This window comes from Pseudomonas sp. FG47 (genome assembly GCF_057809115.1).
This window is the reverse complement of record NZ_JBMDJI010000005.1, coordinates 1-26,194: the sequence shown is the minus strand read 5'-3', so window position 1 is coordinate 26,194 and position 26,194 is coordinate 1. Positions and strand designations below refer to the sequence as shown.

Sequence of the window (26,194 nt, the reverse complement as noted above, 5' to 3'; positions counted from 1 at the left end):
TCGCCAGCAAGGCTGGCTCCTACAGGTCCAGGTCAGTCGCCGGTCGCCACGGGGTGTTGCGAATCATTGATCCACTCGCTCCAGGAACCTGCATACAAACGTCCCAACGGATAGCCCGCCAGCGCCAGGGCGAACAGGTTGTGGCAAGCAGTCACGCCCGAGCCGCAATAGGCCACCAACTGCGCTGGCGAGCGATCGCCCAGTTTCTCGGCAAAACGCTGCTTGAGCTGCACGGCCGGCAGGAATCGCCCATCGGCATCGAGGTTGTCGGTAAACGCCGCGCACTGGGCCCCCGGAATATGCCCGGCCACCGGGTCGAGCGGCTCGACTTCACCACGGAAACGCGGCAACGCGCGAGCATCGATCAGGGTCAAGTCCGGCTCGCCCAGGCGCTCGGCCAAGTGCTTGGCGTCGATCAGCAGCTTCATGTCCGGCTCACCGCTGAACGTGCCCTCGCGCCGTGGCGGCGGGTCCAGGCTTAGCGGCAAATGCGCGGCATGCCAGGCCTTGAGGCCGCCATCGAGGATGAACACCGCGCTGCGCTTGCCCAGCCAGGCCAACAGCCACCAGGCACGGGCGGCATAAGCACCCGGGCCATCGTCGTAGAGCACCACCTGGCTGTCATTGTCCACACCCCACTCGCGCAGGCGCTCGACCAGCCGCTGCGGGTCTGGCAGCGGATGTCGCCCGGTGCGGCCCTTGACCACCAGCCCGCTCAGGTCACGCTCCAGGTCGGCAAAATGCGCGCCGGCGATATGTCCCTCGGCATAGCTGCGTTGACCGTAGTCGACATCTTCCAGGGCAAAGCGACAGTCGAGGATCACCAGGCCGGGGGCGTCCAGGCGTTCGGCCAGTTGTTGCGGGGTGATCAGTTGCGCAAAGGGCATGACAATCTCCTGACAAGTGACTCGAAGGCCTTGGCTCAGTGCTCCAGGGCCTGGTTGAAAGGTACATGGAATTCTTCGCAGAGGGTGTCCACGGCACTGCGCGCGGCCGGGGTGACGAAGCCCAGCTCCAGCACCAGTACCTGGTAGACGCCGCGCATGAACGCTTCTTCACCCAGGTGCGCGCTATGCTCGCGGGTAGTGCTGAGAAAACGCACCCAGGAGGTCAGCACGATCCAGGCATTGATGGTCAGCGATTCTATCTGTGCGCCATCCATGGCCAGGATCCCGGCTTCGACGAAGCCGCGGTAGATCGCCTGGCCTTGTTGCAGGCAACGCCGCGAGAAGCGCCGGTAGCGGGCGGCCAGCTCCGGGTCGCTGTCGAGCAGGTGCTCGAGGTCGCGGTGCAGGAAGCGGTAGTTCCACATCGCCGCCAGCAGCGCCTTGAGATAGAAGCGCTTGTCCTCGACGGTGGCGACACGGCCCTGGGGCGGGCGCAGGAAGCTGTCGACCAGCTCTTCGTACTGGCTGAACAACAGGGCGATGATCGCCTGCTTGTTGGGGAAGTGGTAGTACAGGTTGCCGGGCGAGATTTCCATGTGCGCGGCAATGTGGTTGGTACTGACACTGCGCTCGCCCTGCTGGTTGAACAGCTCCAGGCTGTTCTGCACGATGCGCTCTCGGGTCTTCATGCGCGGGGCCATGCTCAGCTCCAGTCTCCGGGCGTTCTCTGATGAAGGGCCATCTTACGGACTATTGACCGGTGCCGTCAGGGCCGAACTGCGCAAATGTCCGCTGATCTGGCAGAACAACCACTCACCGTGGAAAGAATTAGAGTATAGGCTCTATTCACGACCAACCACGGGTGCCCGCGCCATGACCTCGATCACCACCCCGCCTCCTGTTACATCCGACCTCGCCCTGGAGACGATGTTCGCCGCCCAGCGCCAGGCATTCGCCGGCAACTCCATGCCCCCGGCCGCGCAACGCCGACAGTGGCTCAAGAGCCTGCGCGAAGCGTTGGTGAAAGAACAGGACGCCTTGGTCGCCGCCATCGACAGTGACTTCTCCGGCCGCAGCCGCGACGAGACCCTGATCGCCGAGCTGCTGCCCTCGGTACAGGGCCTGCGCCATGCCGAGCGACACCTGCAGCGCTGGATGCGGCCCTCGCGCCGGCGCGCGGGCCTGGCGTTCCAGCCGGCCAGCGCCAAGGTGCTGTACCAGCCGCTGGGGGTGGTGGGGGTGATCGTGCCGTGGAACTATCCGTTGTTCCTCGCCATCGGCCCGCTGACCGGCGCCCTGGCCGCCGGCAACCGGGTGATGCTCAAGCTCAGCGAGGCCACCCCCGCCACCGGCCTGCTGCTCAAGGACCTGCTCGAACGGGTGTTCCCCGCCGACCTGGTCAGTGTGGTGCTGGGCGAGGTAGAGGTGGGCCAGGCCTTCTCCCGCCTGCCCTTCGACCACCTGCTGTTCACCGGCGCCACCGGCGTCGGCCGCCATGTCATGCAGGCTGCCGCGCACAACCTCACCCCGGTAACCCTCGAGCTGGGTGGCAAGTCGCCAGCCATCGTCTCCGCGGATGTGCCGCTGGACACCGCCGCCGAGCGCATCGCCTTCGGCAAGAACCTCAACGCCGGCCAGACCTGCGTCGCGCCCGACTACGTACTGGTGCCGCGCAATCGCCTCGGCGCCTTCGCCGACGCCTACCAACGCGCCGTGCGTCGGCAGTTCCCGCGCCTGACCGACAACCCCGACTACACCGCGATCATCAACCCACGCCAGTTGCAACGCCTGGAACACCTGCTGAGCGACGCCCGCGAACGCGGCGCCCAGGTGCTCGACCTGTACCCCGAAGAGCAGCGTCAAGGTCGCTGCCTGCCGCCGCACCTGCTGCTGGGGGTGGACGACACCATGCAGGTGATGCACGAGGAAATCTTCGGCCCGTTGCTGCCACTGGTGCCCTACGACAGCCTCGACGATGCGCTGGCCTACATCAACCAGCGCCCGCGCCCGCTGGCCCTGTACTACTTCGGCTACGACCGCGGCGAACAGGCGCGGGTGCTGCGCGACACCCACTCCGGCGGGGTGTGCCTCAACGACACCCTGTTGCACGTGGCCCAGGATGACCTGCCGTTCGGCGGTATCGGCCCGTCGGGCATGGGCCACTATCACGGCCACGAGGGTTTCCTGACCTTCAGCAAGGCCAAGGCGGTGCTGGCCAAGCAGCGCATCAATGCGGCTCGGCTGATCTACCCGCCCTATGGCAAGGCCTTGCAACGCCTGGTCTACAAGCTGTTCATCCGCTGATGCAACGCCGCCAGTTGCTGCGCTTCGGCATGGGGGCCACGCTGTTCCTGGGCGCCACCAGCCTGGTCGGTTGCAGCCAGCAGACGCCCTCGTCCGGCTACCACACGCTGCGCGAGGACGACCTGGCGCTGCTGCGGGCGTTGATCCCGGTGGTGCTGGCCGGCACCCAGGCGACCCCAGAGCTGGTACTGCATAGCCTCGACCACAAACTGGCAGCACTGTCGCCAGCCATGCTCAAACTCAGCCGGCAATTGTTCGATGTGCTGAGCCTACCCCTGACCCGCGGGCCGTTGACCGGGGTCTGGGGCAGTTGGGCAAACGCTGACGCCACGCAGGTCGAGGCGTTTCTGCAACGCTGGCGCGACAGTTCCCTGGGCCTGCTGCGCCAGGGACATGCGTCGTTACTGCAATTGCTGTTGATGGCCTGGTACGAGCGCCCCGAAGCCTGGGCGGCCTGCGGCTACCCCGGACCACCCAGGATCTGACTCATCGCTCCCATGGTTTCAACCACCCGATAGGCGCCAGAGAGAAGCCCATGCCCGTGCCAGACCCGTTTCGCCAAGGCCTCGAACGAGGCTGGACCACCCATGACGGTTCACGCCTGGAGCAAGACCAGACCCTCGAGGCCGACGTCGCCGTGATCGGCAGCGGCGCGGGAGGCGCCACCACTGCCGAGCTGCTCAGCGCCGCCGGGCTGAAGGTGCTGCTGATCGAGGAAGGCCCACTGAAGACCAGCAGCGACTTCCACCTGCTGGAAAACCAGGCCTACGCCGACCTCTACCAGGAAGGCCTCGGGCGCCTGAGCAAGGATGGCGCCATTACCATCCTCCAGGGCCGCGCAGTGGGTGGCACCACCCTGGTCAACTGGACCTCGAGCTTCCGCACACCGCCGCAAACCCTCGAACACTGGGCCCGGGAGCACGCGGTCAAAGGCCTGGACAGCGCCGCCATGGCCCCCTGGTTCGCGCGCATGGAGCAACGCCTGGGCATCAGCCCCTGGGCCCTGCCGCCGAATGCCAACAACGACGTGCTGCGCCGCGGCTGTGAAGCCCTAGGCCATCGCTGGGCGGTGATCCCGCGTAATGTGCGCGGCTGCTGGAACCTGGGCTATTGCGGCATGGGCTGTCCGGTCAACGCCAAGCAGTCGATGCTGGTGACCAGCATCCCCGCCACCCTGGACAACGGCGGCGCGCTGCTCTACCTGGCCCGCGCCGAACGTTTCAGCCACGACGGCCAGCGCATCGACCACCTGCAGTGCCAGGCTCTCGATGCCCAGGGTATCCAGCCCACGGGGCGCCATGTGCGCGTGCGCGCCCGCCACTACGTGCTGGCCGGCGGTGGCATCAACAGCCCGGCCCTGCTGCTGCGCTCCCAAGCGCCGGACCCGCACCAGCGCCTGGGCAAACGCACCTTCCTGCACTTGGTCAATTTCAGCGCCGCGCAGTTCCAGGCACGCATCGACCCTTACTACGGCGCCCCGCAGTCGATCTACAGCGACCAGTTCCAATGGCAGGCGGGCGTCGCCGGGCCGGTCGGCTACAAGCTCGAGGTGCCGCCGCTGCACCCGGCGCTGGCCAGCACCCTGCTGGGCGGTCATGGCCAGGACAACGCCCTGCGCATGGCCGAGCTGCCCCACACCCATGTGATGCTGGCGCTGCTGCGCGACGGCTTCCACCCCGACAGCCCGGGCGGCCAGGTGGAACTGCGCGGCGACGGCTCGCCCGTGCTCGACTACCCGGTTACCGACTACCTGCGCGACGGCTTGCGTCGCGCCTGGCACAGCATGGCGCAGATCCAGTTCGCCGCCGGTGCCCGCCGGGTGTTGCCGGTGCACGGCGACGCCCGCTATGTCGACACGGTCGGGCAAGCCCAGGCGATGATCGACCAGTTGCCCCTGCAACTGTTGCGCATGCGCCTGGGCAGCGCCCATGTGATGGGCGGCTGCGCCCTGGGCGAAGATCCGCGCCAGGCCGTTTGCGACAGCCTCGGCCGCCACCACCAGCTGGAAAACCTGTCGATCCACGATGGTTCGCTGTTCCCCACCAGCATCGGCGCCAACCCGCAGTTATCGGTGTATGCCCTGGCCGCGCGGCTCAGCGACGCACTGATCGGCCGCCTGGCAGCACGCGCATGACAGCCAATGGCCGTACTGTCTATAGTGCCATCGGCCGGCCACGCGACTTGGCCGGGCGCAATCGCTGCGCTACCATCCGACTCCCCAACGCACTCCAGCCAGGATGACGCGATGAACCGAGTGTTGTACCCGGGTACTTTCGACCCCATTACCAAAGGCCATGGCGACCTGGTCGAACGCGCCTCGCGACTGTTCGACCACGTGATCATCGCCGTGGCGGCCAGCCCCAAGAAAAACCCCCTGTTCCCGCTGGAACAACGGGTCGAGCTGGCCCGCGAGGTCACCAAGCACCTGCCCAATGTCGAAGTCATCGGCTTCTCCACCCTGCTGGCGCACTTCGCCAAGGAGCAGGGCGCCAATGTCTTCCTGCGTGGCCTGCGCGCGGTCTCCGACTTCGAGTACGAGTTCCAGCTGGCCAACATGAACCGCCAGCTGGCACCGGACGTCGAGAGCCTGTTCCTGACGCCGTCGGAGCGCTACTCGTTCATTTCCTCGACCCTGGTCCGGGAAATCGCCGCGCTGGGTGGTGATATCACCAAGTTCGTCCACCCGGCCGTGGCCGACGCGCTGACCGAGCGCTTCCGCAAGTAAGCCACGGGGCAGGATGTCGCGCCCGCGTGCACTGCGGGCGCGAATCCGGCACAATTGCCCCCATCGCTTTGAAACATGCCCGGGCCCGACGCCCAGGCCGGAGTCCCCATGTCCCTGATCATCACCGACGATTGCATCAACTGCGACGTCTGCGAACCCGAGTGCCCGAACGCCGCCATCTCGCAAGGCGAAGAGATCTACGTGATCGACCCGAACCTGTGCACCCAGTGCGTGGGCCACTACGACGAGCCGCAGTGCCAGCAGGTCTGCCCGGTCGACTGCATCCCGCTGGATGAAGCCCACCCGGAAACCGAAGACGAACTGATGGCCAAGTACCGCCGGATCACCGGCAAGGCCTGATGCCGTTCGTCGCCGCGATACGCCACGCAGCCCTCGGCGCCGTTCTCGCGCTGCTGGCCAGCGCTACCCTGGCCGCCGGCCCGGGCCGCTCGGCGATCGCCAGCCCGCACCACGAGGCCACCGCGGCGGCGCAGCACATCCTGCAGCAGGGCGGTAACGCCTTCGATGCCGCGGTGGCCATCAGCGCCGCGCTGGCCGTGGTCGAGCCCTATGGCTCGGGTTTGGGCGGCGGCGGATTCTTCCTGTTGCGCGAAGCGGGCGACACGCCACGCTATGCCTTCCTCGACGCGCGCGAGCGCGCCCCCGCCGCTGCGCGTGCCGATATGTACCTCAAGGACGGCAAGGTGCAGCCGGGCCTGTCGATCAACGGCCCCTTGGCGGCCGCCATTCCCGGCCTGCCCCAGGCCCTGGCCGACCTCGCCGCCACCCACGGCAAGCTGCCGCTCAAGGACAGCCTGGCCCCGGCCATTCGCCTGGCCAACCAGGGTTTTGCCGTCGACCGCATCTACCGCGACCGCGCGACCATGCGCCTGAACGCCCTGCGTGACGACGCCGAGAGCGCCCGGCTGTTCCTCACCGCCAATGACGTGCCGGCCCTGGGCACGCTGATCCGCCAGCCGGAGCTGGCCACCACCCTGCTGCGCATGGCCGAGCATGGTCGCGACGGTTTCTATCGCGGGCCGCTGGCCGAGCGCCTGGTCGATGGCGTGCGCCAGGCCGGCGGCATCTGGACCCTCGACGACCTGGCCAGCTACCGTAGCGCCTGGCGCGAACCACTGCGCTACCCACTGGCCGAGCAGCGCGAGCTGATCAGCAGCCCACCGCCCTCGGCCGGCGGCATCGCCCTGGCCCAGAGCCTGGCCATGCTCCAGCGCCTGCCCTGGCAAAGCGCCGAACCGGTGCAGCGCAGCCACTACGTGATCGAGGTGCTACGCCGCGCCTACCGCGACCGCGGCCTGCTGGGCGACCCGGACTACGTCAGCAACCCGGTCAATCGCCTGCTGGCACGGCACTACCTGAGCGGCCTGGCCGACAGCATCGACGTGCACCAGGCCACGCCGAGCAGCGCCCTGCCCCCCGCGCCGGCCTGGCGCGAAGGCGACCACACCACGCATTTCTCGGTGATCGACGCCCAGGGCAATGCCGTCTCCGCCACGCTGTCGGTCAACCTGCCGTTTGGCGCAGCCTTCAGCGTGCCCGGCACGGGCCTGGTGCTGAACAACGAGATGGACGATTTCGCCGCCGATCCTGGCGGCAGCAACAGCTACGGGCTGGCAGGCAGCCAGGCGAACGCCGTGGCGGCGGGCAAGCGGCCGCTGTCGAGCATGAGCCCGACCTTCATCGAAAGCCCCGGCCAGTTCGCCAGCTTCGGCACCCCCGGCGGCAGCCGCATACCCAGCATGGTGCTGCTATCGGTGATGGGTTTGCTCGAAGGCAGGCCGGTGGCCGAGTGGCCGGCAATACCGCGCTATCACCATCAGTACCTGCCGGATGTGCTGGAGCATGAGCCGGGGACGTTCAGTGCACGGCAGAAGGCCGAGCTTGAAGGACGTGGGTACCGGCTGAAGGATGTCGGGCGCCAGTACGGAAATCAGCAGGTGCTGTACTGGAACAAGACTGGCGGGACCGTCGAGGCGGCCAGTGATCCCAGAGGCGTGGGGCAGGCGGCAGTCGTCGACTGATCCGGTTCAAATTCCTGTAGGAGCCAGCCTTGCGGGCGAACCAGGCAACGCGGTGCCTGGCACCGGCTACGCCGGTGTTCGCGGGCAAGCCCGCTCCCACAGGGATCGCTGCACGTAGTTACTCAACGCTGGCATTTCGGGCAGAACACGCTCGCCCGCTGCCCCAGCTTCACCTCGCGCAGCTCGCTGCCACACAGCTTGCACGGCTGGCCACCGCGCCCATACACGAACAGTTCCTGCTGGAAGTACCCCGGCTGCCCATCACCGCCGATGAAATCGCGCAAGGTGGTGCCACCCTGCTCGATGGCCGCCGCCAGCACGCGCTTGATCTCGATCGCCAGCTTCAGGTAACGCGCCCGGGAAATTCCGCCCGCCTCGCGGCGCGGGTCGATGCCGGCGGCGAACAACGCCTCGGTGGCGTAGATATTGCCTACCCCCACCACCACCGCGTTGTCCATGATGAACGGCTTGACCGCCATCGACCGCCCGCGCGACAGCTGGAACAGACGTTCGCCGTCGAACAGCTCGGTCAACGGCTCCGGCCCCAGGCGTATGAGCAATTCATGGTTGAGCGGGTCGAGGCTCCAGAGCATGGCGCCAAAGCGCCGCGGGTCGGTGTAGCGCAGCATCAACCCAGACTCCAGCTCGATATCCACATGCTCGTGCTTGGCCGCCGGCAAGCCCAGTTCGACCAGGCGCAAGTTGCCCGACATGCCCAGGTGGCTGATCAGCGTGCCGACCTCGGCATTGATCAGCAGGTACTTGGCCCGGCGCTCGACGCTGACGATGCGCTGCCCCGACAGGCGCACGTCGAGGTCTTCCGGAATCGGCCAGCGCAGGCGCCGGTCACGCACCACCACGCGGCTGACCCGCTGGCCTTCCAGGTGCGGGGCGATACCGCGGCGGGTGGTCTCGACTTCTGGTAATTCCGGCATGCTTCAGTGCCCGCCCATTTCGCGAATGTTCTGCTTGAGCTGCTCGAAGTCGTATTCGGTCAGGCCAATGTAGTCCAGCACCAGCGGGCCGACCATGTTCCATTCGTGATCGACGCTCTGGTTGCCCAGGACACGGTACGAGGCGCAGATGTGCTCGGACATCTTCAGCACCGCCAACAGGTTCTTCAGCTGGGTCTGGGTGTTGCGCGAGGACTCGTCGCGGAACACCGCCACGGCGTTGTGGTGGTTGGCGATGGCCGCGCTGATGTGCTCCGGCAAGCGCCAGGACTTGGCGGTGAAGTAGCCGACCACCGAATGGTTGGTGTTGAACACGCGGTTTTCGGTGTCCACCACGCGAACTTCGTCATTGGCCTTGGCGTAGGACTCTTCCAGCACTTCCATGTAGTTGGGGAAGCGCTTGTGCATCAGCGGCACGCCGCAATCGTGGAACAGGCCCAGGGTGTAGGCCTCGTCCACCGCCTGGATGCCGGTGCGCTTGGCCAGGGTCAGGCAGGTCATGGCCACGTCCTGGGCGGTGTCCCAGAACGGGTTGAGGGTGACGATGGTTTCGTCGCTCATTTCGCCCTTGATCGACTGGGCGTTGATCAGGTTGATGATCGAGCGGCTGCCCAGCAGGTTCACCGCGCGCTGGATCGAACCGATCTTGTTGGCCAGGCCGAACTGCGCCGAATTGACCAGCTTGAGCAACGCACCGGACAGGCCCGGGTCCTGCGCGATCAGCTTGGCGATAGTCTCCAGGTCCGGGTCGGGCATGTACTGCTCGAACTGCAGGTCGACCATGATCTGCGGCTGCGGCGGAATGGTAATGCCCTGCAGGGCTTGCTGGATCTGTTCGGCGGTAAGTTCCTGGGACATGCGTGCACTCTCGCTGGGGACGGGGAATTCTAACCCTGTACTCCGGCAGGGTAACTATCAGTGGATCGTTGGATCCAAGAATTTCTTTAGCGCTGTGGGAGCCAGCCTTGCTGGCTCCCACAGGATGAAGCGATAAACCCACGCTTGGTCGCGGCCCACAGCGCATCCGGGGCCGACGCGGTATACTCCCGCTCTTTTTTCCCGGAGCGACGTCATGTCCCTGCCCAGCCTTCGTCTCAAAGCCAACGCCGACCGCCGCCTGCGCGCCGGCCACCTGTGGGTCTACAGCAATGAAGTCGACGTTGCCGCGACCCCGCTGCAGGGCCTGAAGGCCGGCCAGCAGGCCATTCTCGAAAGCGCCAGCGGCAAGCCCCTGGGCGTGGTGGCCGTGAGCCCGAACAACCTGATCTGCGCCCGCCTGCTGTCGCGCGACGCCAAGCTGCCGCTGGACAAGTCGCTGCTGGTGCACCGCCTGAACGTGGCCCTGTCGCTGCGCGAGCGCCTGTTCGACAAGCCGTGCTATCGCCTGGTGTACGGCGATTCCGACCTGCTCCCAGGCTTGGTGGTCGACCGCTTCTTCGACATTCTCGTGGTGCAACTGGCCTCAGCCACCATGGAAGCGCACAAGGACGACGTGATCGCCGCCCTGGTCCAGGTGCTCAAGCCCAGTGGCATCCTGTTCAAGAACGATTCCGCCGCCCGCGACGCCGAAGGCCTCGAGCGTTATGTCGACACCGTCTACGGCGAAGTGCCGGACTGGGTGCCGCTGGAGGAGAACGGCGTCAAGTTCGAAGCCCCGGTGCGCGAAGGGCAGAAGACCGGCTGGTTCTACGACCACCGCATGAACCGCGCGCGCCTGGCCCCCTACGTCAAGGGCAAGCGCGTGCTCGACCTGTTCAGCTACATCGGTGGCTGGGGTGTGCAGGCCGGCGCGTTCGGCGCCAGCGAAGTGTTCTGCGTGGATGCCTCGGGCTTCGCCCTGGACGGCGTCGAGCGCAACGCCGCGCTGAACGGCATCAGCGAAAAACTGACCTGCATCGAAGGCGATGTGTTCGAGGCCCTGCGCGAGCTGAAGGCCGCCGAGGAGCGCTTCGACGTGATCATTGCCGACCCACCCGCCTTCATCAAGCGCAAGAAAGACCTGAAAAACGGCGAAGCGGCCTATCGCCGCCTCAACGAACAGGCCATGCGCATGCTGAACAAGGACGGCATCCTGGTCAGCGCCTCGTGCTCGATGCACCTGCCCGAGGACGACCTGCACAACATCCTGCTGACCAGCGCCCGCCACCTGGACCGCAACCTGCAATTGCTCGAGCGCGGCGGCCAGGGCCCGGACCACCCGGTGCACCCGGCGATCGCCGAGACCCGCTACATCAAGAGCATCACCTGCCGCTTGCTGCCCAACAGCTGATCTCTGCCAAAAAGGGCCGCCAAGCGGCCCTTTCCTGCTGCAATCCCCTCTCCAGGCCTGCACATCTGCATTCCCTCGCCGCGCCAGCGGTGTAGAATCGGCCTATTCATCGCCAGTCATCCCCGGCGGGTTTATGAGCTCTGGTCGAGCCTGCGGCGATCCCGCGCGGTCCTTCGACTCCCATCCTTGCCTGTGGCAATCGGCCTTCGGCGCATTAGGAGAAGAGAAGCTCACTCCCCTATTAGTGACCTGATTAAGCCGCCAGGAGCGCTCCATGCCTGATTATCGTTCCAAGACTTCCACCCAGGGCCGCAACATGGCCGGCGCCCGCGCCCTGTGGCGCGCCACCGGGATGAAGGACGAAGACTTCAAGAAGCCGATCATCGCCATCGCCAACTCGTTCACCCAGTTCGTCCCGGGCCACGTGCACCTGAAGGACCTGGGCCAGCTGGTCGCCCGCGAGATCGAACGCGCCGGAGGCGTGGCGAAAGAGTTCAATACCATCGCCGTGGACGACGGTATCGCCATGGGCCACGACGGCATGCTCTATTCGCTGCCCAGCCGCGAGATCATCGCCGACGCCGTCGAGTACATGGTCAACGCCCACTGCGCCGACGCCATCGTCTGCATCTCCAACTGCGACAAGATCACCCCCGGCATGCTGATGGCCGCCCTGCGCCTGAACATCCCGGTGATCTTCGTTTCCGGCGGCCCGATGGAAGCCGGCAAGACCAAGCTGGCCAGCCACGGCCTGGACCTGGTCGATGCCATGGTCATCGCTGCCGACTCCTCGGCCAGCGACGAGAAAGTCGCCGAGTACGAGCGCAGCGCCTGCCCGACCTGCGGCTCGTGCTCCGGCATGTTCACCGCCAACTCGATGAACTGCCTGACCGAAGCCCTGGGCCTGGCCCTGCCAGGCAACGGCTCGACCCTGGCCACCCACGCCGACCGTGAACAGCTGTTCCTCACCGCCGGGCGCACCATCGTCGAGCTGTGCAAGCGCTACTACGGCGAGAACGACGAATCGGTGCTGCCGCGCAGCATCGCCAACTTCAAGGCGTTCGAGAACGCCATGATGCTCGACATCGCCATGGGCGGCTCGACCAACACCATCCTGCACCTGCTGGCCGCGGCCCAGGAAGGCGAGGTGGCGTTCGACCTGCGCGACATCGATCGCCTGTCACGCAAAGTACCGCAGTTGTGCAAGGTGGCGCCGAACATCCAGAAGTACCACATGGAAGACGTGCACCGTGCCGGCGGCATCTTCAGCATTCTCGGATCGCTCGCCCGTGGCGGCCTGCTGCACACCGACCTGCCGACCGTGCACAGTCGCAGCATGGAAGAAGCCATCGCCAAATGGGACATCACCCAGACCGATGACGAAGCCGTGCACACCTTCTTCAAGGCAGGCCCGGCCGGCATCCCGACCCAGACCGCCTTCAGCCAGTCGACCCGTTGGCAAACCCTGGACGACGACCGTGAAAACGGCTGCATCCGCAGCGTCGAGCACGCCTACTCGCAAGAAGGCGGCCTGGCCGTGCTGTACGGCAACATCGCCCTGGACGGCTGCGTGGTGAAGACCGCCGGGGTCGACGACTCGATCCTGGTGTTCGAAGGCACCGCGAAGATCTTCGAAAGCCAGGACAGCGCCGTGCGCGGTATCCTCGCCGACGAGGTGAAAGCCGGTGACATCGTGATCATCCGCTACGAAGGCCCGAAAGGCGGCCCAGGCATGCAAGAGATGCTCTACCCGACCTCGTACCTGAAGTCCAAGGGCCTGGGCAAGGCCTGCGCCCTGCTCACCGACGGCCGCTTCTCCGGCGGCACCTCGGGCCTGTCCATCGGCCACGCCTCGCCGGAAGCTGCCGCGGGCGGCGCCATCGGCCTGGTGCGCGATGGCGACAAGGTACTGATCGACATCCCCAACCGCTCGATCAACCTGCTGGTCAGCGACGAGGAGCTGGCCGCACGCCGCATCGAGCAGGACAAGAAGGGCTGGAAACCGGCCGAAGTACGCCCACGCAAAGTGACCACCGCGTTGAAGGCCTATGCCCTGCTGGCCACCAGCGCAGACAAGGGCGCGGTGCGCAACAAGGCGATGCTCGAAGGGCTTTGAGGCCTGAACGTATGAAAAAACCGGCGCCTGGTGCGCCGGTTTTTTTAATCAAGCAGGTTATTGACTAATGTAATGACGCGGCGCCCTGCGACTGGAAAACCGATAATTTCTTGAGGGCAATTGCCAAGGAGTCGTCGTCGAAAAGCTTGTTCTTCCGGGATGCCGCCCCCCTTCCACCCGACCAATGCTTCAACCCGGCTCGAATGGCATCAACCGTTGGCTCGACCCCATCCTTATGCAAGAGCCAGTCAACCGTCGCCAAAAGCTCCATACCGAAAGGAGACTCGAAACCATCAATCAGGTCCGAAGTGAATTCCAACGCAGGTAAGTAAGTCTTCGCTTCACTGTTCAGATAAGCCTGTACAAAAGGCTTGCGGCTCTCATCAAACCAGATGACATCCAAGGGCCCCGCATCACCTATACGTTTCCCACAGTGCAAATAGCTACCGTCAAGATTATCCAGCAGATGCTCCAGGCGGTTCGCGTACGGGCCGTACTTGTGAGCGGAAAATTGCAAATCCAGCGGGTTGTCTTCAGGCGTGAAACGCTCGATTGACCGTTCCAGGAACCATGCCAGCTTCTGTATCTCCAACAAGCTGCACTCCATCCCCAGCACCCAATAGCGACGAACCAACTCCGCGATAAGTGCCCGGGCCGGCGTGAGTTTTTCTACTCCACTACGCTTGGAGACATTCTGATACTTGCCTATAGGTTCGAAAACCAACACATCAGCATCAATATCTCCAAGAGTCGCCTCAATTTGCTCACGCACGGCAGCCCATGGCAGCCCACCATTACCAGCACCCAGGGGTGGTATTGCAATAGACTCCACACCATTCGCGAGAATGAAACGCCGTAGGTCCTGTAGCCCCTCGGTGATCCAGGCGATTTGAGAAGGTGAACGCCAATGCCGCTTAGTCGGAAAATTCACGACCCAGCGCGGCCCATCCAACTCGCGAACCTCAGTGATAAACATGCGCCCAGTGACCACCTCGTCCGCTTTGCAGGCAGCAGCATAAAGGCGATAGTTTTCCGCAAAGCGCTCCTTGAACATAAGCGCAATGCCTTTACCCATCACCCCCACAGTGTTGACCGTATTAACCAGCGCTTCGGCCTTGGCCTCCAGCAGGTTACCTTGCGTAAAGCGAATCATTGGAAATACCACCCAGGTCGAGCATGTACGGGAAGGTTCAGGTTGCGCCGCTGAACCTCCTGATCGACACGACGTTTCACAGCTTCGTTGTAGCAGACAATTCCGAGAAGGCCAGCGACTGGAACGTGTCTGTAAATGAGGGCTTCGGCCTGATAACGCTCCATTTTCCGAGGGTCATCCGGATCCCGCTTGAAATCACGGTGCTGCAGGAGCTTCCAGTCAATCTTGTCGAGATGCTGAAGATCGTCGTAATAGCCAGTCCAGTCCGGATAGGCATGCGCATCGGTGAACACGAAGCGAAGGCCTAGCGACTGGACATGGTACAGGCTGGAGACAAGGATCACGATCTCCTCGTTCAATCTTTGCTGCACACCCCACCCTGACTGAATGTTCTTCATCATCACGGAGAACGGCGTGAAGTAGAACGGTACGTAGTCAGCCAAGGTGCTGCCTGGGGCAAACATCACCTTCCGTTGTGAACGCTTGCCGATCAGCTCAGGGTTCCCGATGTTCACGTAATTTTCAAAGCGCTTTCCGGCCCCCATGGCATGCAGCCCATGATCCAGCACATGGCTCAGGTTGTCCCGATGGACAATCCGCCAGATGAGCGCTTTGTCAGGATTTAGGTTGCTGTAGATCATCTAGCTGAAAACATATTCGGATTCGCGCCGACCCATAATCCGTCCAGGCCAGCGTCATGAGCATGCTGACGCACCAGGTGCTCGATCTCTGCGGACGGGGTGAAAATCTTCGAAAAATCAGTGGCAGGAACTGGACCAGGAGAAAGACATTCCGCCATACAAACATGGCGACAAGATGGATCATGGTAGTCACGGACCTCCATCTTATCCCAGTCGATAGCCCTCACGCCTGCATCGTACTCCAACAGCTCGAATCTGCCTCCAGCCAAAGGGTGTCGAGGAATGACACGCCAGTTGTTCTGGCGCGCATGGGTCCGGTAAACAGCAATGAGGACAAAGACATCCGACGGACGATCATAGTGGACGCGACCGTCAAAAGGATTTTTCGCAAACCAATGAAATGGAACGTAGTCTTCCAGTGACTCATGGCTGCGGCCTTCAATGATCTGAGGATCGGCCACATCCTTGAACTTGTCGCGTCCAAGGGCTGACCTGGGCAGCAGCCCCGACCGGAGAATCGAGGGAACGTTATCGAAGCTCGTTAGGTGATAGACAAAGGACTGATCGCGAATTGCAGTTGCCACTGAACACCTCAATGCAGGATGCCATCAATTTGATGGCATCCTGCATTGGATCCAACCTGCATGAATAGTATTTATAAAGTGTTATTCACAACGTAGCGTAGCGACTACTGGATCTGCTCCGGCGTGACGATCACCCAGTTCTTGTCCGCCGTCACCGGCAAGCCTTCCTTGGCCTGGGCCGCCGCGTTCTTCGCGATCATGCCGTTCAACTGGTCCATGTACTTGGCCTTGCGGTTTATCCACAGGTGGATGCCGCCCTTGTTCACATCGACGCCATGGAACTGCATGTAGCCATCGCTGGTCGGCGTGTCGCCGCCCACCAACACCGGTTTCTTCCACTCGTCGATATAGGTGAGGATCGCTGCCTGCTTGCCAGCCATCCAGGTGGCCGGGGTCCACAGGTAAGGGGTCAGTTCCAGGCCTTCGTTGGCCTTGGGGTCGTAGTGCCCAGCGCTGATCTGCTTGCGCGCGGTGGTCAGCGCGCCGCTCTGGCGATCCTTGAGCAGCAGGCTGACACCGATGACGTTCTGCGGTTTGACGTTGTAACCATACTTGGGGTCGGCGGCGACCATGCGTACCAATTCTTCGGACGCCGCAGAGATCACATAGACCTCGATGCCGTTCTCCATCAGCTTGTTGTAAAGCTCGGCCTGCCCGGTGAAGACCTTGGGTGGCTGCACTTCGGTGGTCTTGACCTGGTCGCCGTCGAAGTAGGTCGCCGGCACCGGCTTGCCCGAAGCCATCAGCTCATCGACCTGGACCTTCAGTTCCTTGAGGGTGAAACCGGCGAACACCTGGGCCACCCACGGGTAGCAGACCATGTCGTCGACTTCACACAGGCGGTAGTAGTAGCTGAACAGGCTCTCCTTGTGCTCGGCGGTGTCCTTGAACGGCATCAGCTTGAGCGAAGGGTCGAGCTTGTCGCGGCTCAACAAGCCCTTGTTCTCCATGAACGGCAGCAACGCCTCCTCGAGGTCGAAACGGTAGCTGGTGTTGTCCATGTCGAACACCGCATAGTTGCCCTGGTTGGCATTGGCGGCAATCATCGCATCCAGCTGTTTCGCGGCCTCGGCTGGCCAGTGCTTGAGCTCGGTGGCCGCCCAGCTGTTGGCGCTCAACAGCAAGGCCAGGCTGGCGGCGAGGATTCTCGGAGCAGACATCATGTGCAGTTCTCCCAAAGACGTGGCCGCTCAACCCTAGACCCGATTTGTGACATCCAGACGCTCGGTACCGACGCCGACGCAACCACAAACGCCATGTTGATTGCCAATAACGACACGTCGTTATTCCATAAACGACTATGTAAATTACTTTTGGGTATAAATTCGTTTGTTTTCAGGCTGTTAGCATTTCCGTTCGTAATCGCTCACAGAGGCGATGCCTCTTCCGCCTTCAACTGGAGCTTCAATGAACCTGCCCCTGTCACTCAACCTGCTGGCGTTCCTGGCCCTGCTGCTGGGCTTGGCGCAAACCCGCCGCACCGACTGGAGCCTGGCTAAAAAGGTCCTGCTCGGCCTGGTGCTGGGCGTGCTCTTCGGCCTGGTCCTGCACACGCTGTACGGCGCGGGCCACCCAGTGCTCAAGGCCACCATCGCCTGGCTCGACCTGGTCGGCAACGGCTACGTCGGCCTGTTGCAGATGATCGTCATGCCACTGATCTTCGCCTCGATCCTCAGCGCCGTGACCCGTCTGCACAACGCCTCGTCACTGGGCCGGATCAGCGTGCTGAGCATTGGCACCCTGCTGCTGACCACCGCCATCGCCGCGCTGATCGGCATCGCCCTGACCAACCTGTTCGGCCTAAGCGCCGAGGGCCTGGTGGCCGGCGTCCAGGAAAGCGCGCGCCTGCAAGCCATCCACAACGACTACGCGGGCAAGGTCGCCGACCTCAACATTCCGCAACTGCTGCTGTCGTTCATCCCCAGCAACCCAGTGGGCGACCTGGCCCGGGCCAAGCCGACCTCGATCATCAGCGTGGTGATCTTCGCCGTGTTCCTCGGCCTTGCCGCGCTGCAACTGATCAAGGATGACAAGGACAAAGGCGAGCGCGCCCTGTCGGCCATCGACGTGTTGCAGGCCTGGGTGATGCGCCTGGTGCGCCTGGTGATGAAGCTCACCCCCTATGGCGTGCTGGCACTGATGGCAAAGGTGGTGGCCAGCTCCAACCTCGAGGACATCCTCAAGCTGGGCAGCTTCGTGGTGGTCTCGTACATCGGCCTGGGCCTGATGTTCGTGGTGCACGGGGTGATCCTGGCGCTGACCGGCGTCAGCCCGCTGCGCTTCCTGCGCAAGGTCTGGCCAGTGCTGACCTTCGCCTTCACCAGCCGCTCCAGCGCCGCCAGCATTCCGCTGAGCATCGAGGCACAGACCCGGCGCCTGGGCGTGCCGCAGTCGATCGCCAGCTTCAGCGCCTCGTTCGGCGCCACCATCGGCCAGAACGGCTGCGCCGGCCTGTACCCGGCGATGCTGGCGGTGATGGTCGCCCCGGCGGTGGGCATCGATACCTTCGACCCGCTGTGGATCGCCACCCTGGTGGCCATCGTCACCCTGAGCTCGGCGGGTGTCGCCGGGGTCGGCGGCGGCGCAACCTTCGCCGCGCTGATCGTGCTACCAGCCATGGGTCTGCCGGTGGAGCTGGTGGCGTTGCTGATCTCGGTGGAACCGCTGATCGACATGGGCCGCACGGCGCTGAACGTGAATGGGTCGATGACCGCCGGCGTGGTCACCAGCCAGTTGCTCAAGCAGACCGACCAGCAGGTGCTGGGCGACGATGAGCATGCCGAGTTGAACCACTCCTGAGGCCGCATTCGCCGGCAAAGCCGGCTCCTACATCTAATCGCGCCGCGCCGATTATTCCCTGTAGGAGCGGCCTTGTGTCGCGAGAGGGCTGCGCAGCAGCCCCAGCAATCTCAAGCCTTGTCCCACACCTCGAAGTGATAGGCAGGCTTACCCTCTTCAGCCTGAGCCGCGCTCGAGGCCAGGTGCCACTGGCTGTCGTCGACTGCGGGGAACCAGGCATCCCCCTGCGGCGACAGCTCGACCCGGGTCAGGTACATCCGGCTCACCAGCCCCTTCTCCAGCGCCTGCGCATACAGCTGCGCGCCACCGATCAGCATCAGCTCATCGACACCCTGCTCCCGCGCCCACTGCTCGGCGCGTACCAGCGCCTGCTCCAGCGAGGCGAACACCTCGGCGCCTTCGAGCTGCAGCCCCGGTTGGCGGCTGACCACGATATTCAAGCGCCCCGGCAGTGGCCGGCCCAGCGAGTCCCAGGTCTTGCGCCCCATGATGATCGGCTTGCCCAGGGTGGTGGCCTTGAAGTACTTGAAGTCCCCCGGCAAGTGCCAGGGCATGGAGTTATCGATGCCGATCACACGGTTCTCGGCGAGCGCCGCGATCAGGCTGAGGGGGAGTGATGTATTCATGCCGGCGAGGATAGCATCGGGCACGTGGGTTATGCTTGCGCCCTGACCTGTGCAATGGAAGAGCTTGTGACCGCACTGACGCCACTCGACAAGCGCTGGCTCACCGAAGCGGTGCGCCTGCGCGAGGAACACGCCGAGCCCCTGGAAGACCAGGAGGCCAACCGCCGTGCCCGCCAACTGGGCGGCGACCTGGCGACGCGTATCGAAACCCGCGCCCTGTGGCTGGCCGAGCGCGACGGCATGACCACGGCGCTGCACCACTGGAAGCAGGGCGCGCGCCTGGCGCTGCTGGCCCTGCTGCTGTTTGCCGGAATCAGCGGCGCCGGCCTCGGCATGGCGGCCTTGGGCGACGGCCAGCGCCCGGTCAACGTGTTCTGGGCCCTGGGCAGCCTGCTCGGGGTCAACCTGCTGTTGCTGATCGGCTGGGCGCTGGGCTTCTGCTTCGCCGGCGACCAAGGGGCGGCGCTGGGGCGCTTGTGGCTATGGCTGAGCGAACGCTTCGCCCGCGATGCCAAGGCTGCGCAACTGGCCCCGGCGCTGCTGGTGTTGCTGCAGCGCCAGCGCCTGAACCGCTGGCTGCTCGGCCTGTTGGTGCATGGTCTGTGGCTGCTGGCGATGCTCAGCGCCCTGGGCATGCTCCTGGCGCTGCTGGCGACGCGGCGCTATGGCTTCGTCTGGGAAACCACGCTACTGGCCGCCGAACCCTTCATTCGCCTGACCCAGGCCCTGGGCGCCCTGCCCGCGCTGCTCGGTTTCAACGTGCCGGACGCCGCGATGATCCGCGCCAGCGGCGACAGCCTGCCGGCCCTCGACCTGGCACGCCAGGCCTGGGCCAGCTGGCTGCTCGGCGTGGTGCTGGTCTACGGCCTGCTGCCGCGCCTGGTGCTGGCCGCGTTGTGCCTGTGGCGCTGGCGCCAGGGCCGCGCGCGCCTGGCCCTGGACCTCAACCTGCCCGGTTACGCGCAACTGCGCGAAGGCCTGATGCCACGCAGCGAGCGGATCGGCGTGCAGGACGCCGCGCCCGAGGCACTGCCACGCTTCGCGGCCGGGCAGCTGGAAAGCGGCAGCAGCGGTGCCCTGCTGGTCGGCCTGGAGCTGGACGACCAGCGCCCCTGGCCACCCGCACTGCCCAAGGGCGTGACCGATGCCGGCGTGCTCGACAGCCGCGAATCGCGCAACAAGTTGCTGGAACAACTCAGCCGCTTCCCCCCGGCACGCCTGACCATCGCCTGCGATCCACGCCGTTCGCCGGACCGCGGCAGCCTGGCGCTGCTCGCCGAACTGGCGCGCAACGCCGGCGCAACGCGGATCTGGCTGCTCCAGGCACAACCCGGCGAGGCCCTGGACGCCGCGCGCCTGGGCGACTGGCACGATGCGCTGGAACGCCTGGGCCTGCCCTACGCCGACACCTTCCCCCTGACCTGGCTGGAGCAAGGCCATGACTGAGCCACTGAAACTGGCGGTGGTCGGCCACACCAACGTCGGCAAGACTTCGCTACTACGCACCCTGACCCGCGATGTCGGTTTCGGCGAGGTCTCGCACCGCCCCAGCACCACCCGCCATGTCGAAGGCGCACGCCTGTCGGTGGATGGCGAGCCGCTGCTGGAGTTGTACGACACACCCGGCCTGGAAGACGCCATCGCCCTGCTCGACTACCTCGAACGCCTGGAACGCCCGGGCGAGCGCCTGGACGGCCCGGCCCGCCTGGAGCGTTTTCTCCAGGGCAGCGAAGCGCGCCAGCGTTTCGAGCAGGAGGCCAAGGTGTTGCGCCAGTTGCTGGCGAGCAACGCCGGCCTGTACGTGATCGACGCCCGGGAACCGGTGCTGGCCAAGTACCGCGACGAACTGGAGGTACTGGCCGGCTGTGGCAAACCGCTGCTGCCGGTGCTCAACTTCGTCGCCAGCCCGCAGCATCGCGAGCCGGAATGGCGCGAGGCCCTGGCTCGCCTGGGCCTGCACGCACTGGTGCGGTTCGACAGCGTGGCGCCGCCCGAGGATGGCGAGCGCCGCCTCTATGAAAGCCTGGCGCTGCTGCTGGAGGATGCCGGCCCAGCCCTGCGCCGGCTGATCGACGACCAGCAGGCCCAGCGCCTGGCCCGCCGGCACAGCGGCAAGCGCCTGATCGCCGAATTGCTGCTCGACTGCGCCGCCTGCCGGCGCGGCGTCGTCGCCGAACCTGCCGCCGAGGCCCAGGCCATCGCGGCCCTGCGTCAGGACGTGCGCCAGCGCGAGCAGCGCTGCGTCGAGGCGCTGCTCAAGCTCTACGCCTTCCGCCGCGAAGATGCCAACGCCGGTGACCTGCCATTGCTCGATGGCCGCTGGGGCGATGACCTGTTCAACCCCGAGACCTTGAAGCTGCTGGGCGTGCGCCTGGGCGGCGGCGTGGCCGCAGGCGCGGCGGCGGGCGCGGGGGTGGACCTGCTGGTGGGCGGCCTGACCCTCGGCGCCGCCGCCCTGGCCGGGGCGATTGCCGGCGGTGCGCTGCAGACCGCGCGCAACTATGGATCGCGGCTGATGGGCAAGCTCAAGGGGCAACGTGAGCTGACCGTGGACGACACGGTGTTGCGCTTGCTGGCGCTACGTCAGCAGCAACTGATGGTAGCGTTGGAGGGGCGTGGGCATGCGGCGCAGGACAGCATTCGCCTGAAAGCACCGGACGAGAAGGCATGGCGCGAGGGCAAGCTGCCGGAGGCGCTGAGCAAGGCGAGAGCGCATCCGCAATGGTCGACGCTCAATCCCGGGGCCAAGGTCAACCAGGCCGAGCGCCAGGAGCAGTTGGATGCCCTGGTAGAGGAGCTGTAGACGGCGCCAATGCGTTCGTGGCTGACCACGCCATCGCCGCCCATGTCCTCGCCGTCGCAGAGCACTGGCATGCTCCTGATGCACGGAATGTTCGCCGGCAAGCCGGCTCCTACAGCGACCGGTAGGAGCCGGCTTGCCGGCGAACGAGGCCGCGGCCTACTGCTGCGCGACTTGCTCCGACTTGCCGTCATAGCGCTTGCGCCATTCGCTGAGGATCTGGTCACGGTTTTTCGAGGCCCAGGCGAAGTCGTTCTTGATCAGGCGCTGCTCGTAATCGGCCGGTAGCTCGGTCTGCGGCTTGGCGATCCCCGGGGCGGCAAGTACGGCGAAGTTCTCCTTGTACAGTTCCATCGCCGCCGGGCTGGCCGAGAAGTCAGCCAAGCGCTTGGCCGCGTCGGTCTTGGGCGAGCCTTTGATCAGCGCCGTGGCTTCGATTTCCCAGCCCAGGCCCTCCTTCGGCAGCACGATGTCCAATGGCGCACCCTGGCGCTTGAGCTGCACCGCCGGGTATTCGAACGAAATCCCGATCGGGAACTCGCCCGCCGCCGCCAGCTTGCACGGTTTGGAGCCGGAATGAACGTACTGGCCGATGTTCTGATGCAGCGCGTCCATGTAGGCCCAGCCCTGCGGCTCGCCAAAGGTCTGCAGCCAGGCGCTCACGTCGAGGAAGCCGGTGCCGGACGAGGCCGGGTTGGGCATGACGATCTTGCCCTTGTACTCGGGCTTGGTCAGGTCCTGCCAGCTCACCGGTTTGCTCAGGCCTTGCTTCTCGGCCTCCACGGTGTTGAAACAGATAGTCGCGGCCCACACGTCCATGCCCACCCAGGCTGGCGGGTTGGCAGCGTCGCGGTAGTTCGTCGAGATCTTGCCCAGGTCCTTCGGTGCATAGGCTTCAAGCATGCCGTTCTGGTCGAGGATGGCCAGGCTGGAAGCCGCCAAGCCCCATACCGCGTCGGCCTGCGGGCGGTCTTTTTCGGCCAGCAGCTTGGCGGTGATGATGCCAGTGGAGTCGCGTACCCACTTGATCTCGATATCCGGGTTGGCCTTCTCGAAGGCCTGCTTGTAGCTCTTGAGCTGTTCGGCCTCCAGGGCGGTGTAGACGGTCAGCTGGGTAGCGGCCGAAGCTTGCAGGGTGAAGGCGGCGGATACGGCAGCGGCAAGTGCAAGGAGCTTGAACATGATGCGTTTCCTATGGGTATGGGCAGTCGGTCAGTGACCCGGCGCGCGCTGGCGCCAGGCCTGGGAGCGGCGCAACAGGCCGCGTGAGGCGCCAGCAAGGAGCAGGGAAGCGGCGGCGCTGGTAAGCAGGATTAGAGTGGACATGGCCGCGGCGCCGCCGACGTTGCCGGCGTCGTCCATGTTCAGCACGGCGACGGCGGCAAGGATGGTGTCGGGGCTGTAGAGGAAGATCGCCGCCGACACCGTGGTCATCGCCGAGACGAACAGGTAGCGGATGATGTCCAGCAGCGCCGGCAGGCAGATCGGCACGGTGACGCGCATGAAATGCTTGTACAGCGGCGCCTTGAGCGACAGCGCGGCGGCTTCGAACTCGCCGTCGAGCTGGCGCAGGGCGGTGGTGGCGGTCATCTGCGCGGTGGTCAGGTAGTGGGCGATGGTACACACCACCAGCAGCGCCATGCTGCCGTAGAACACATGCAGCGGGTTGCCGGCCAGGTTGAAGAAAAACACGTAGCCCAGGCCCAGCACCAAGCCCGGTACCGCCATGGGAATGAAGCTGAGCAGGCGCAGCAGTTGGTTGAGCGGACGCAGCCCCGATGTCTTTTCCATCAGGTAGGCGCCGGTGAAGATCACCACGCTGCCGATCAAGGCAGTGCACAGGGCCATGGTCACGCTGTTGCGATAGGCCAGCCAGCCGCCACCGGCGGTGTCGTCGAACATGTAGTGCTTGAGCGACAGCGACAGGTTGTAGGGCCAGAACTTGACCAGCGACGAGTACACCGCCATGCCGATCACCACCAGCAGCACCGCGCACACCAGCAGCACGATGGCCAGGTAGCAGCCATCGCGTAGCTTCGACGGCTTGGGCTCGAACACCTGGGCGCGGCCACTCATACCCTGGCCCTGGCGCCGGCGAAGCCAGGCATCGACGGCAAAGCTGAGCAGCGCCGGCACCAGCAGCACCATTCCGATCAGCGCGCCGCGGCCAAACTGCTGCTGGCCAACCACCGCCTTGTAGGCTTCCAGCGCCAGTACCTGGTAATCGCCACCCACCACCACCGGCACGCCGAAGTCGGTGATGGTCAGGGTGAACACCAGGCAGAAGGCGGCGAACACTGCCTGGCGCGTAGCTGGCCAGGTGATGCTGAAGAACGCCCGGACAGGCCCGGCGCCCATGCTCGAGGCGGCATCGAACAGCCGTGCGTCGGCCAGCGACAGCGCCGACAGCAGGATCATCAAGGCATGGGGAAAGGTGTAGATGGCCTCGCCGAGGACGATGCCCCAGAAGCCGTAGATATTGTCGCTGAGCAGCCCGCGCAGCAGGCCCTGGTTGCCGAACAGATAGACCAGGGCGATGGCCGGCAGCATCGACGGCGCCAGCAGCGGCAGCAGCGAGATGCCACGCCACACGCCCTTGGCCGGAATCAGCGTGCGTTGCAGCGCGTAGGCGAATAGATAGGCCAGCGGCACGACGATGGCCGCGACGGTGAAGGCCACCGACAGGCTGTTGCCCAGCAGCCAGTGGAAGTTCGCGCTGGCGAACAGTTCACGGGCAGCCAGCAGCCCGCCACCCTGGCCAGCCTCGCCACTGAAGCCCTTCCAGAAGATCGCCAGCAGCGGCATCAGCACCGCGAACACCAGCAGGGCCAACAGCAATCCCTTGCCGCCGACGACGAACAGGCGGTCACCCAGGGCGACGCCGGTGCGCGGCGCCGCCTTGGCATGGATGAGCGGCTGGGTCATGGACGCGGCCATCTCAGGCAAACACCTGCAGGCTCTGCGGCGGCAGCGCCACCCAGATGTCCTGCGAGCCCAGACGTGGCATGGCCTCTGGCGCCACCTCGGCGAGCAGCGCGTGGCCCGGCAGGGCCATGAGTTCGAAGCTCATGCGGCAGCGGTTGCCGAGGAAGGTGACTTCGCGAACTTTGGCCGGAAACAGGTTTTCCTCGTGCACCAGCGGGTTGACGGTGATCGCCTCTGGGCGGCAGAACAGCCGACCACTGCTGGCACAGCCGGCGTTGCTCGCCAGGCGCATGTGCATGCCGCCGACCTGGGCATGGTTGTCGCCGCTGCGCTGGAACGGCAGCCAGTTGCCTTGGCCAACGAACTCGGCGACGAACGGCGTGGCCGGCTGGTCGTAGATTTCCTGGGGGGTGGCGTATTGCTCGACCTGGCCGTTGTTCATCACGGCGATGCGGTCGGCCATCAGCATGGCTTCGTCCTGGTTGTGGGTGACCATCAGGGTGGTGATGCCGAGCTGGCGTTGCAGTTGGCGCAGCTCGGTGCACAGGTGCTCGCGCACCCGGGCGTCGAGTGCCGACATGGGTTCGTCGAGCAGCAGCAGCGATGGTTTGGGTGCCAGGGCGCGGGCCAGGGCGACGCGTTGTTGCTGGCCGCCGGACAATTGGCCGGGGTATTTCTTTTCGCTGCCCGAGAGGCCGACCAGTTCGAGCATTTCGGCGACCCGCTGGCGGGTGGCGTCGCGGCTGTCGCCGGTCAGGCCGTAGGCGATGTTGGCCTCGACGGTGAGGTTGGGGAACAGCGCGTAGGATTGGAACAGGATGCCGTAGTCGCGGGCCTGGGGCGGCAGTTCGGAGATGTCGCGGTGGCCGATGTGCAGGGTGCCGCGGTCCTGGCGCTCGAGGCCGGCGATGCAGCGCAGCAGGGTGGTCTTGCCGCAGCCCGAGGGGCCGAGCAGACACACCAGCTCGCCGGCGGCGACGTCGAGGGACACGTCGTTGAGCGCGGTGAAGGCGCCGAAGCGTTTGTGGATACCACGCACTTTCATCTGTGCGCCTGGGGTGACGTTGTTCATGGCCGGTCCTCATCGAAGCGATGGGGGCCATGCTAGGCAGGCTGTGCGAAGGTTCTGTGGCGGTTAGGTAAAAGCGGGTGATAGTGGTATTGGCAAATTTTTGTAGGCGCCCTGCCAGGGCGAGGCGTCGTCAAGCAACTACAAGCTTGGCCTGCCTACGATGCCGTTGCCGTTGCCGTTGCCGTTGCCGTTGCCGAACGAGAGGCTAGCGCCATAGCCCACGTGCGACAGCTGCGCCAGTGTAAGCGCCGCCCGTAACTTCGCGACTTCAGGAGGCCGAACGCAGGCCTTGCGAAGG

General features: G+C 65.1%; 23 protein-coding genes. 11 read left to right on the top strand and 12 right to left on the bottom strand.

Going from position 1 to position 26,194, the window contains the following annotated elements; all coding sequences use genetic code 11:
- Nucleotides 1-32 precede the first annotated feature (32 nt).
- Together ACODS5_RS06530 and ACODS5_RS06525 are read right to left on the bottom strand one after the other, a co-directional pair.
- Nucleotides 33-887, bottom strand: a complete 855-nt coding sequence (locus tag ACODS5_RS06530) for a sulfurtransferase (RefSeq protein WP_489108252.1) — start codon at nucleotides 885-887, stop codon at nucleotides 33-35.
- 35 nt (nucleotides 888-922) lie between these two features.
- Nucleotides 923-1,588, bottom strand: coding sequence for a TetR/AcrR family transcriptional regulator (locus ACODS5_RS06525; RefSeq protein ID WP_134691309.1), 666 nt, complete (start codon nucleotides 1,586-1,588; stop codon nucleotides 923-925).
- A gap of 172 nt (nucleotides 1,589-1,760) precedes the next feature.
- Between ACODS5_RS06525 and ACODS5_RS06520 the strand changes: the two genes are divergently transcribed.
- The 6 genes from ACODS5_RS06520 to ggt all read left to right on the top strand — a co-directional run bounded on the left by ACODS5_RS06520 (nucleotide 1,761) and on the right by ggt (nucleotide 7,958).
- Complete coding sequence (locus tag ACODS5_RS06520) at nucleotides 1,761-3,191, top strand: coniferyl aldehyde dehydrogenase (RefSeq protein ID WP_134691307.1); 1,431 nt, start codon at nucleotides 1,761-1,763, stop codon at nucleotides 3,189-3,191.
- Nucleotides 3,191-3,676, top strand: a complete 486-nt coding sequence (locus tag ACODS5_RS06515; protein WP_489108251.1) for a twin-arginine translocation pathway signal protein — start codon at nucleotides 3,191-3,193, stop codon at nucleotides 3,674-3,676. Before ACODS5_RS06520 ends, ACODS5_RS06515 begins: the two co-directional genes overlap by 1 nt.
- Nucleotides 3,677-3,726: 50 nt before the next feature.
- Nucleotides 3,727-5,325 (top strand): GMC family oxidoreductase, encoded by a 1,599-nt coding sequence (locus tag ACODS5_RS06510; RefSeq protein ID WP_489108250.1) that lies wholly within the window; start codon nucleotides 3,727-3,729, stop codon nucleotides 5,323-5,325.
- Nucleotides 5,326-5,436: 111 nt separating this feature from the next.
- Nucleotides 5,437-5,916: a pantetheine-phosphate adenylyltransferase gene (coaD, locus tag ACODS5_RS06505; protein ID WP_134691301.1), complete on the top strand. Its 480-nt coding sequence runs from the start codon at nucleotides 5,437-5,439 to the stop codon at nucleotides 5,914-5,916.
- Between the two features lie 108 nt (nucleotides 5,917-6,024).
- The gene (locus ACODS5_RS06500) at nucleotides 6,025-6,276 is read left to right on the top strand and encodes a YfhL family 4Fe-4S dicluster ferredoxin (RefSeq protein WP_011531711.1); all 252 of its coding nucleotides are present in this window, start codon (nucleotides 6,025-6,027) and stop codon (nucleotides 6,274-6,276) included.
- A complete protein-coding gene (gene ggt / locus ACODS5_RS06495) occupies nucleotides 6,276-7,958 on the top strand; it encodes a gamma-glutamyltransferase (RefSeq protein ID WP_489108249.1) in 1,683 nt (560 codons plus the stop codon). The genes ACODS5_RS06500 and ggt overlap by 1 nt, the downstream gene beginning before the upstream one ends.
- Before the next feature lie 122 nt (nucleotides 7,959-8,080).
- Here the strand turns inward: ggt and mutM are convergent, their stop codons facing one another.
- Complete coding sequence (mutM, locus tag ACODS5_RS06490) at nucleotides 8,081-8,893, bottom strand: bifunctional DNA-formamidopyrimidine glycosylase/DNA-(apurinic or apyrimidinic site) lyase (RefSeq protein WP_134691297.1); 813 nt, start codon at nucleotides 8,891-8,893, stop codon at nucleotides 8,081-8,083.
- A gap of 3 nt (nucleotides 8,894-8,896) precedes the next feature.
- The gene (locus ACODS5_RS06485) at nucleotides 8,897-9,715 is read right to left on the bottom strand and encodes an HDOD domain-containing protein (protein ID WP_177414216.1); all 819 of its coding nucleotides are present in this window, start codon (nucleotides 9,713-9,715) and stop codon (nucleotides 8,897-8,899) included.
- 268 nt (nucleotides 9,716-9,983) lie between these two features.
- On the opposite strand from ACODS5_RS06485, the gene ACODS5_RS06480 reads away from it, so the two are divergent.
- Together ACODS5_RS06480 and ilvD are read left to right on the top strand one after the other, a co-directional pair.
- Nucleotides 9,984-11,180, top strand: coding sequence for a class I SAM-dependent rRNA methyltransferase (locus ACODS5_RS06480; RefSeq protein WP_489108248.1), 1,197 nt, complete (start codon nucleotides 9,984-9,986; stop codon nucleotides 11,178-11,180).
- Nucleotides 11,181-11,454: 274 nt separating this feature from the next.
- Nucleotides 11,455-13,296 (top strand): dihydroxy-acid dehydratase, encoded by a 1,842-nt coding sequence (gene ilvD / locus ACODS5_RS06475; RefSeq protein ID WP_489108247.1) that lies wholly within the window; start codon nucleotides 11,455-11,457, stop codon nucleotides 13,294-13,296.
- A 64-nt stretch (nucleotides 13,297-13,360) separates the two neighbouring features.
- Here the strand turns inward: ilvD and darG are convergent, their stop codons facing one another.
- From darG to ACODS5_RS06455, 4 genes are all read right to left on the bottom strand, one after another.
- Nucleotides 13,361-14,449, bottom strand: a complete 1,089-nt coding sequence (darG, locus tag ACODS5_RS06470; protein WP_489108246.1) for a type II toxin-antitoxin system antitoxin DNA ADP-ribosyl glycohydrolase DarG — start codon at nucleotides 14,447-14,449, stop codon at nucleotides 13,361-13,363.
- A complete protein-coding gene (darT, locus tag ACODS5_RS06465; protein ID WP_489108245.1) occupies nucleotides 14,446-15,090 on the bottom strand; it encodes a type II toxin-antitoxin system toxin DNA ADP-ribosyl transferase DarT in 645 nt (214 codons plus the stop codon). Before darT ends, darG begins: the two co-directional genes overlap by 4 nt.
- On the bottom strand, nucleotides 15,087-15,674 hold the full coding sequence (locus ACODS5_RS06460) for a DarT ssDNA thymidine ADP-ribosyltransferase family protein (protein WP_489108244.1): 588 nt from the start codon (nucleotides 15,672-15,674) through the stop codon (nucleotides 15,087-15,089). Before ACODS5_RS06460 ends, darT begins: the two co-directional genes overlap by 4 nt.
- A 104-nt stretch (nucleotides 15,675-15,778) precedes the next feature.
- The gene (locus ACODS5_RS06455; RefSeq protein WP_167659465.1) at nucleotides 15,779-16,834 is read right to left on the bottom strand and encodes an HAD family hydrolase; all 1,056 of its coding nucleotides are present in this window, start codon (nucleotides 16,832-16,834) and stop codon (nucleotides 15,779-15,781) included.
- 247 nt (nucleotides 16,835-17,081) lie between these two features.
- Between ACODS5_RS06455 and ACODS5_RS06450 the strand changes: the two genes are divergently transcribed.
- Nucleotides 17,082-18,473: an L-cystine transporter gene (locus ACODS5_RS06450; RefSeq protein WP_134691287.1), complete on the top strand. Its 1,392-nt coding sequence runs from the start codon at nucleotides 17,082-17,084 to the stop codon at nucleotides 18,471-18,473.
- A 110-nt stretch (nucleotides 18,474-18,583) separates the two neighbouring features.
- Here ACODS5_RS06450 and ACODS5_RS06445 read toward each other — a convergent pair whose 3' ends face one another.
- On the bottom strand, nucleotides 18,584-19,099 hold the full coding sequence (locus ACODS5_RS06445) for a dihydrofolate reductase (RefSeq protein ID WP_134691413.1): 516 nt from the start codon (nucleotides 19,097-19,099) through the stop codon (nucleotides 18,584-18,586).
- A gap of 54 nt (nucleotides 19,100-19,153) precedes the next feature.
- Here ACODS5_RS06445 and ACODS5_RS06440 point away from each other — a divergent pair, with 54 nt between their 5' ends.
- Together ACODS5_RS06440 and ACODS5_RS06435 are read left to right on the top strand one after the other, a co-directional pair.
- The gene (locus tag ACODS5_RS06440) at nucleotides 19,154-20,545 is read left to right on the top strand and encodes a DUF2868 domain-containing protein (RefSeq protein WP_489108243.1); all 1,392 of its coding nucleotides are present in this window, start codon (nucleotides 19,154-19,156) and stop codon (nucleotides 20,543-20,545) included.
- Complete coding sequence (locus ACODS5_RS06435) at nucleotides 20,538-21,902, top strand: GTPase/DUF3482 domain-containing protein (protein WP_489108242.1); 1,365 nt, start codon at nucleotides 20,538-20,540, stop codon at nucleotides 21,900-21,902. Before ACODS5_RS06440 ends, ACODS5_RS06435 begins: the two co-directional genes overlap by 8 nt.
- 156 nt (nucleotides 21,903-22,058) lie before the next feature.
- On the opposite strand, the gene ACODS5_RS06430 is transcribed toward ACODS5_RS06435, so the two are convergent.
- From ACODS5_RS06430 to ACODS5_RS06420, 3 genes are read right to left on the bottom strand one after another with little or no spacing between them, the layout of a single operon-like run.
- Nucleotides 22,059-23,081 carry a putative 2-aminoethylphosphonate ABC transporter substrate-binding protein gene (locus ACODS5_RS06430; RefSeq protein ID WP_134691281.1) on the bottom strand — a complete coding sequence of 341 codons (1,023 nt, stop codon included), beginning with the start codon at nucleotides 23,079-23,081 and terminating at the stop codon, nucleotides 22,059-22,061.
- Between the two features lie 30 nt (nucleotides 23,082-23,111).
- Nucleotides 23,112-24,836, bottom strand: a complete 1,725-nt coding sequence (locus tag ACODS5_RS06425; RefSeq protein ID WP_489108241.1) for a putative 2-aminoethylphosphonate ABC transporter permease subunit — start codon at nucleotides 24,834-24,836, stop codon at nucleotides 23,112-23,114.
- 1 nt (nucleotide 24,837) lies between these two features.
- Nucleotides 24,838-25,896 carry a putative 2-aminoethylphosphonate ABC transporter ATP-binding protein gene (locus ACODS5_RS06420; RefSeq protein ID WP_134691277.1) on the bottom strand — a complete coding sequence of 353 codons (1,059 nt, stop codon included), beginning with the start codon at nucleotides 25,894-25,896 and terminating at the stop codon, nucleotides 24,838-24,840.
- Between the last annotated feature and the right edge of the window lie 298 nt (nucleotides 25,897-26,194).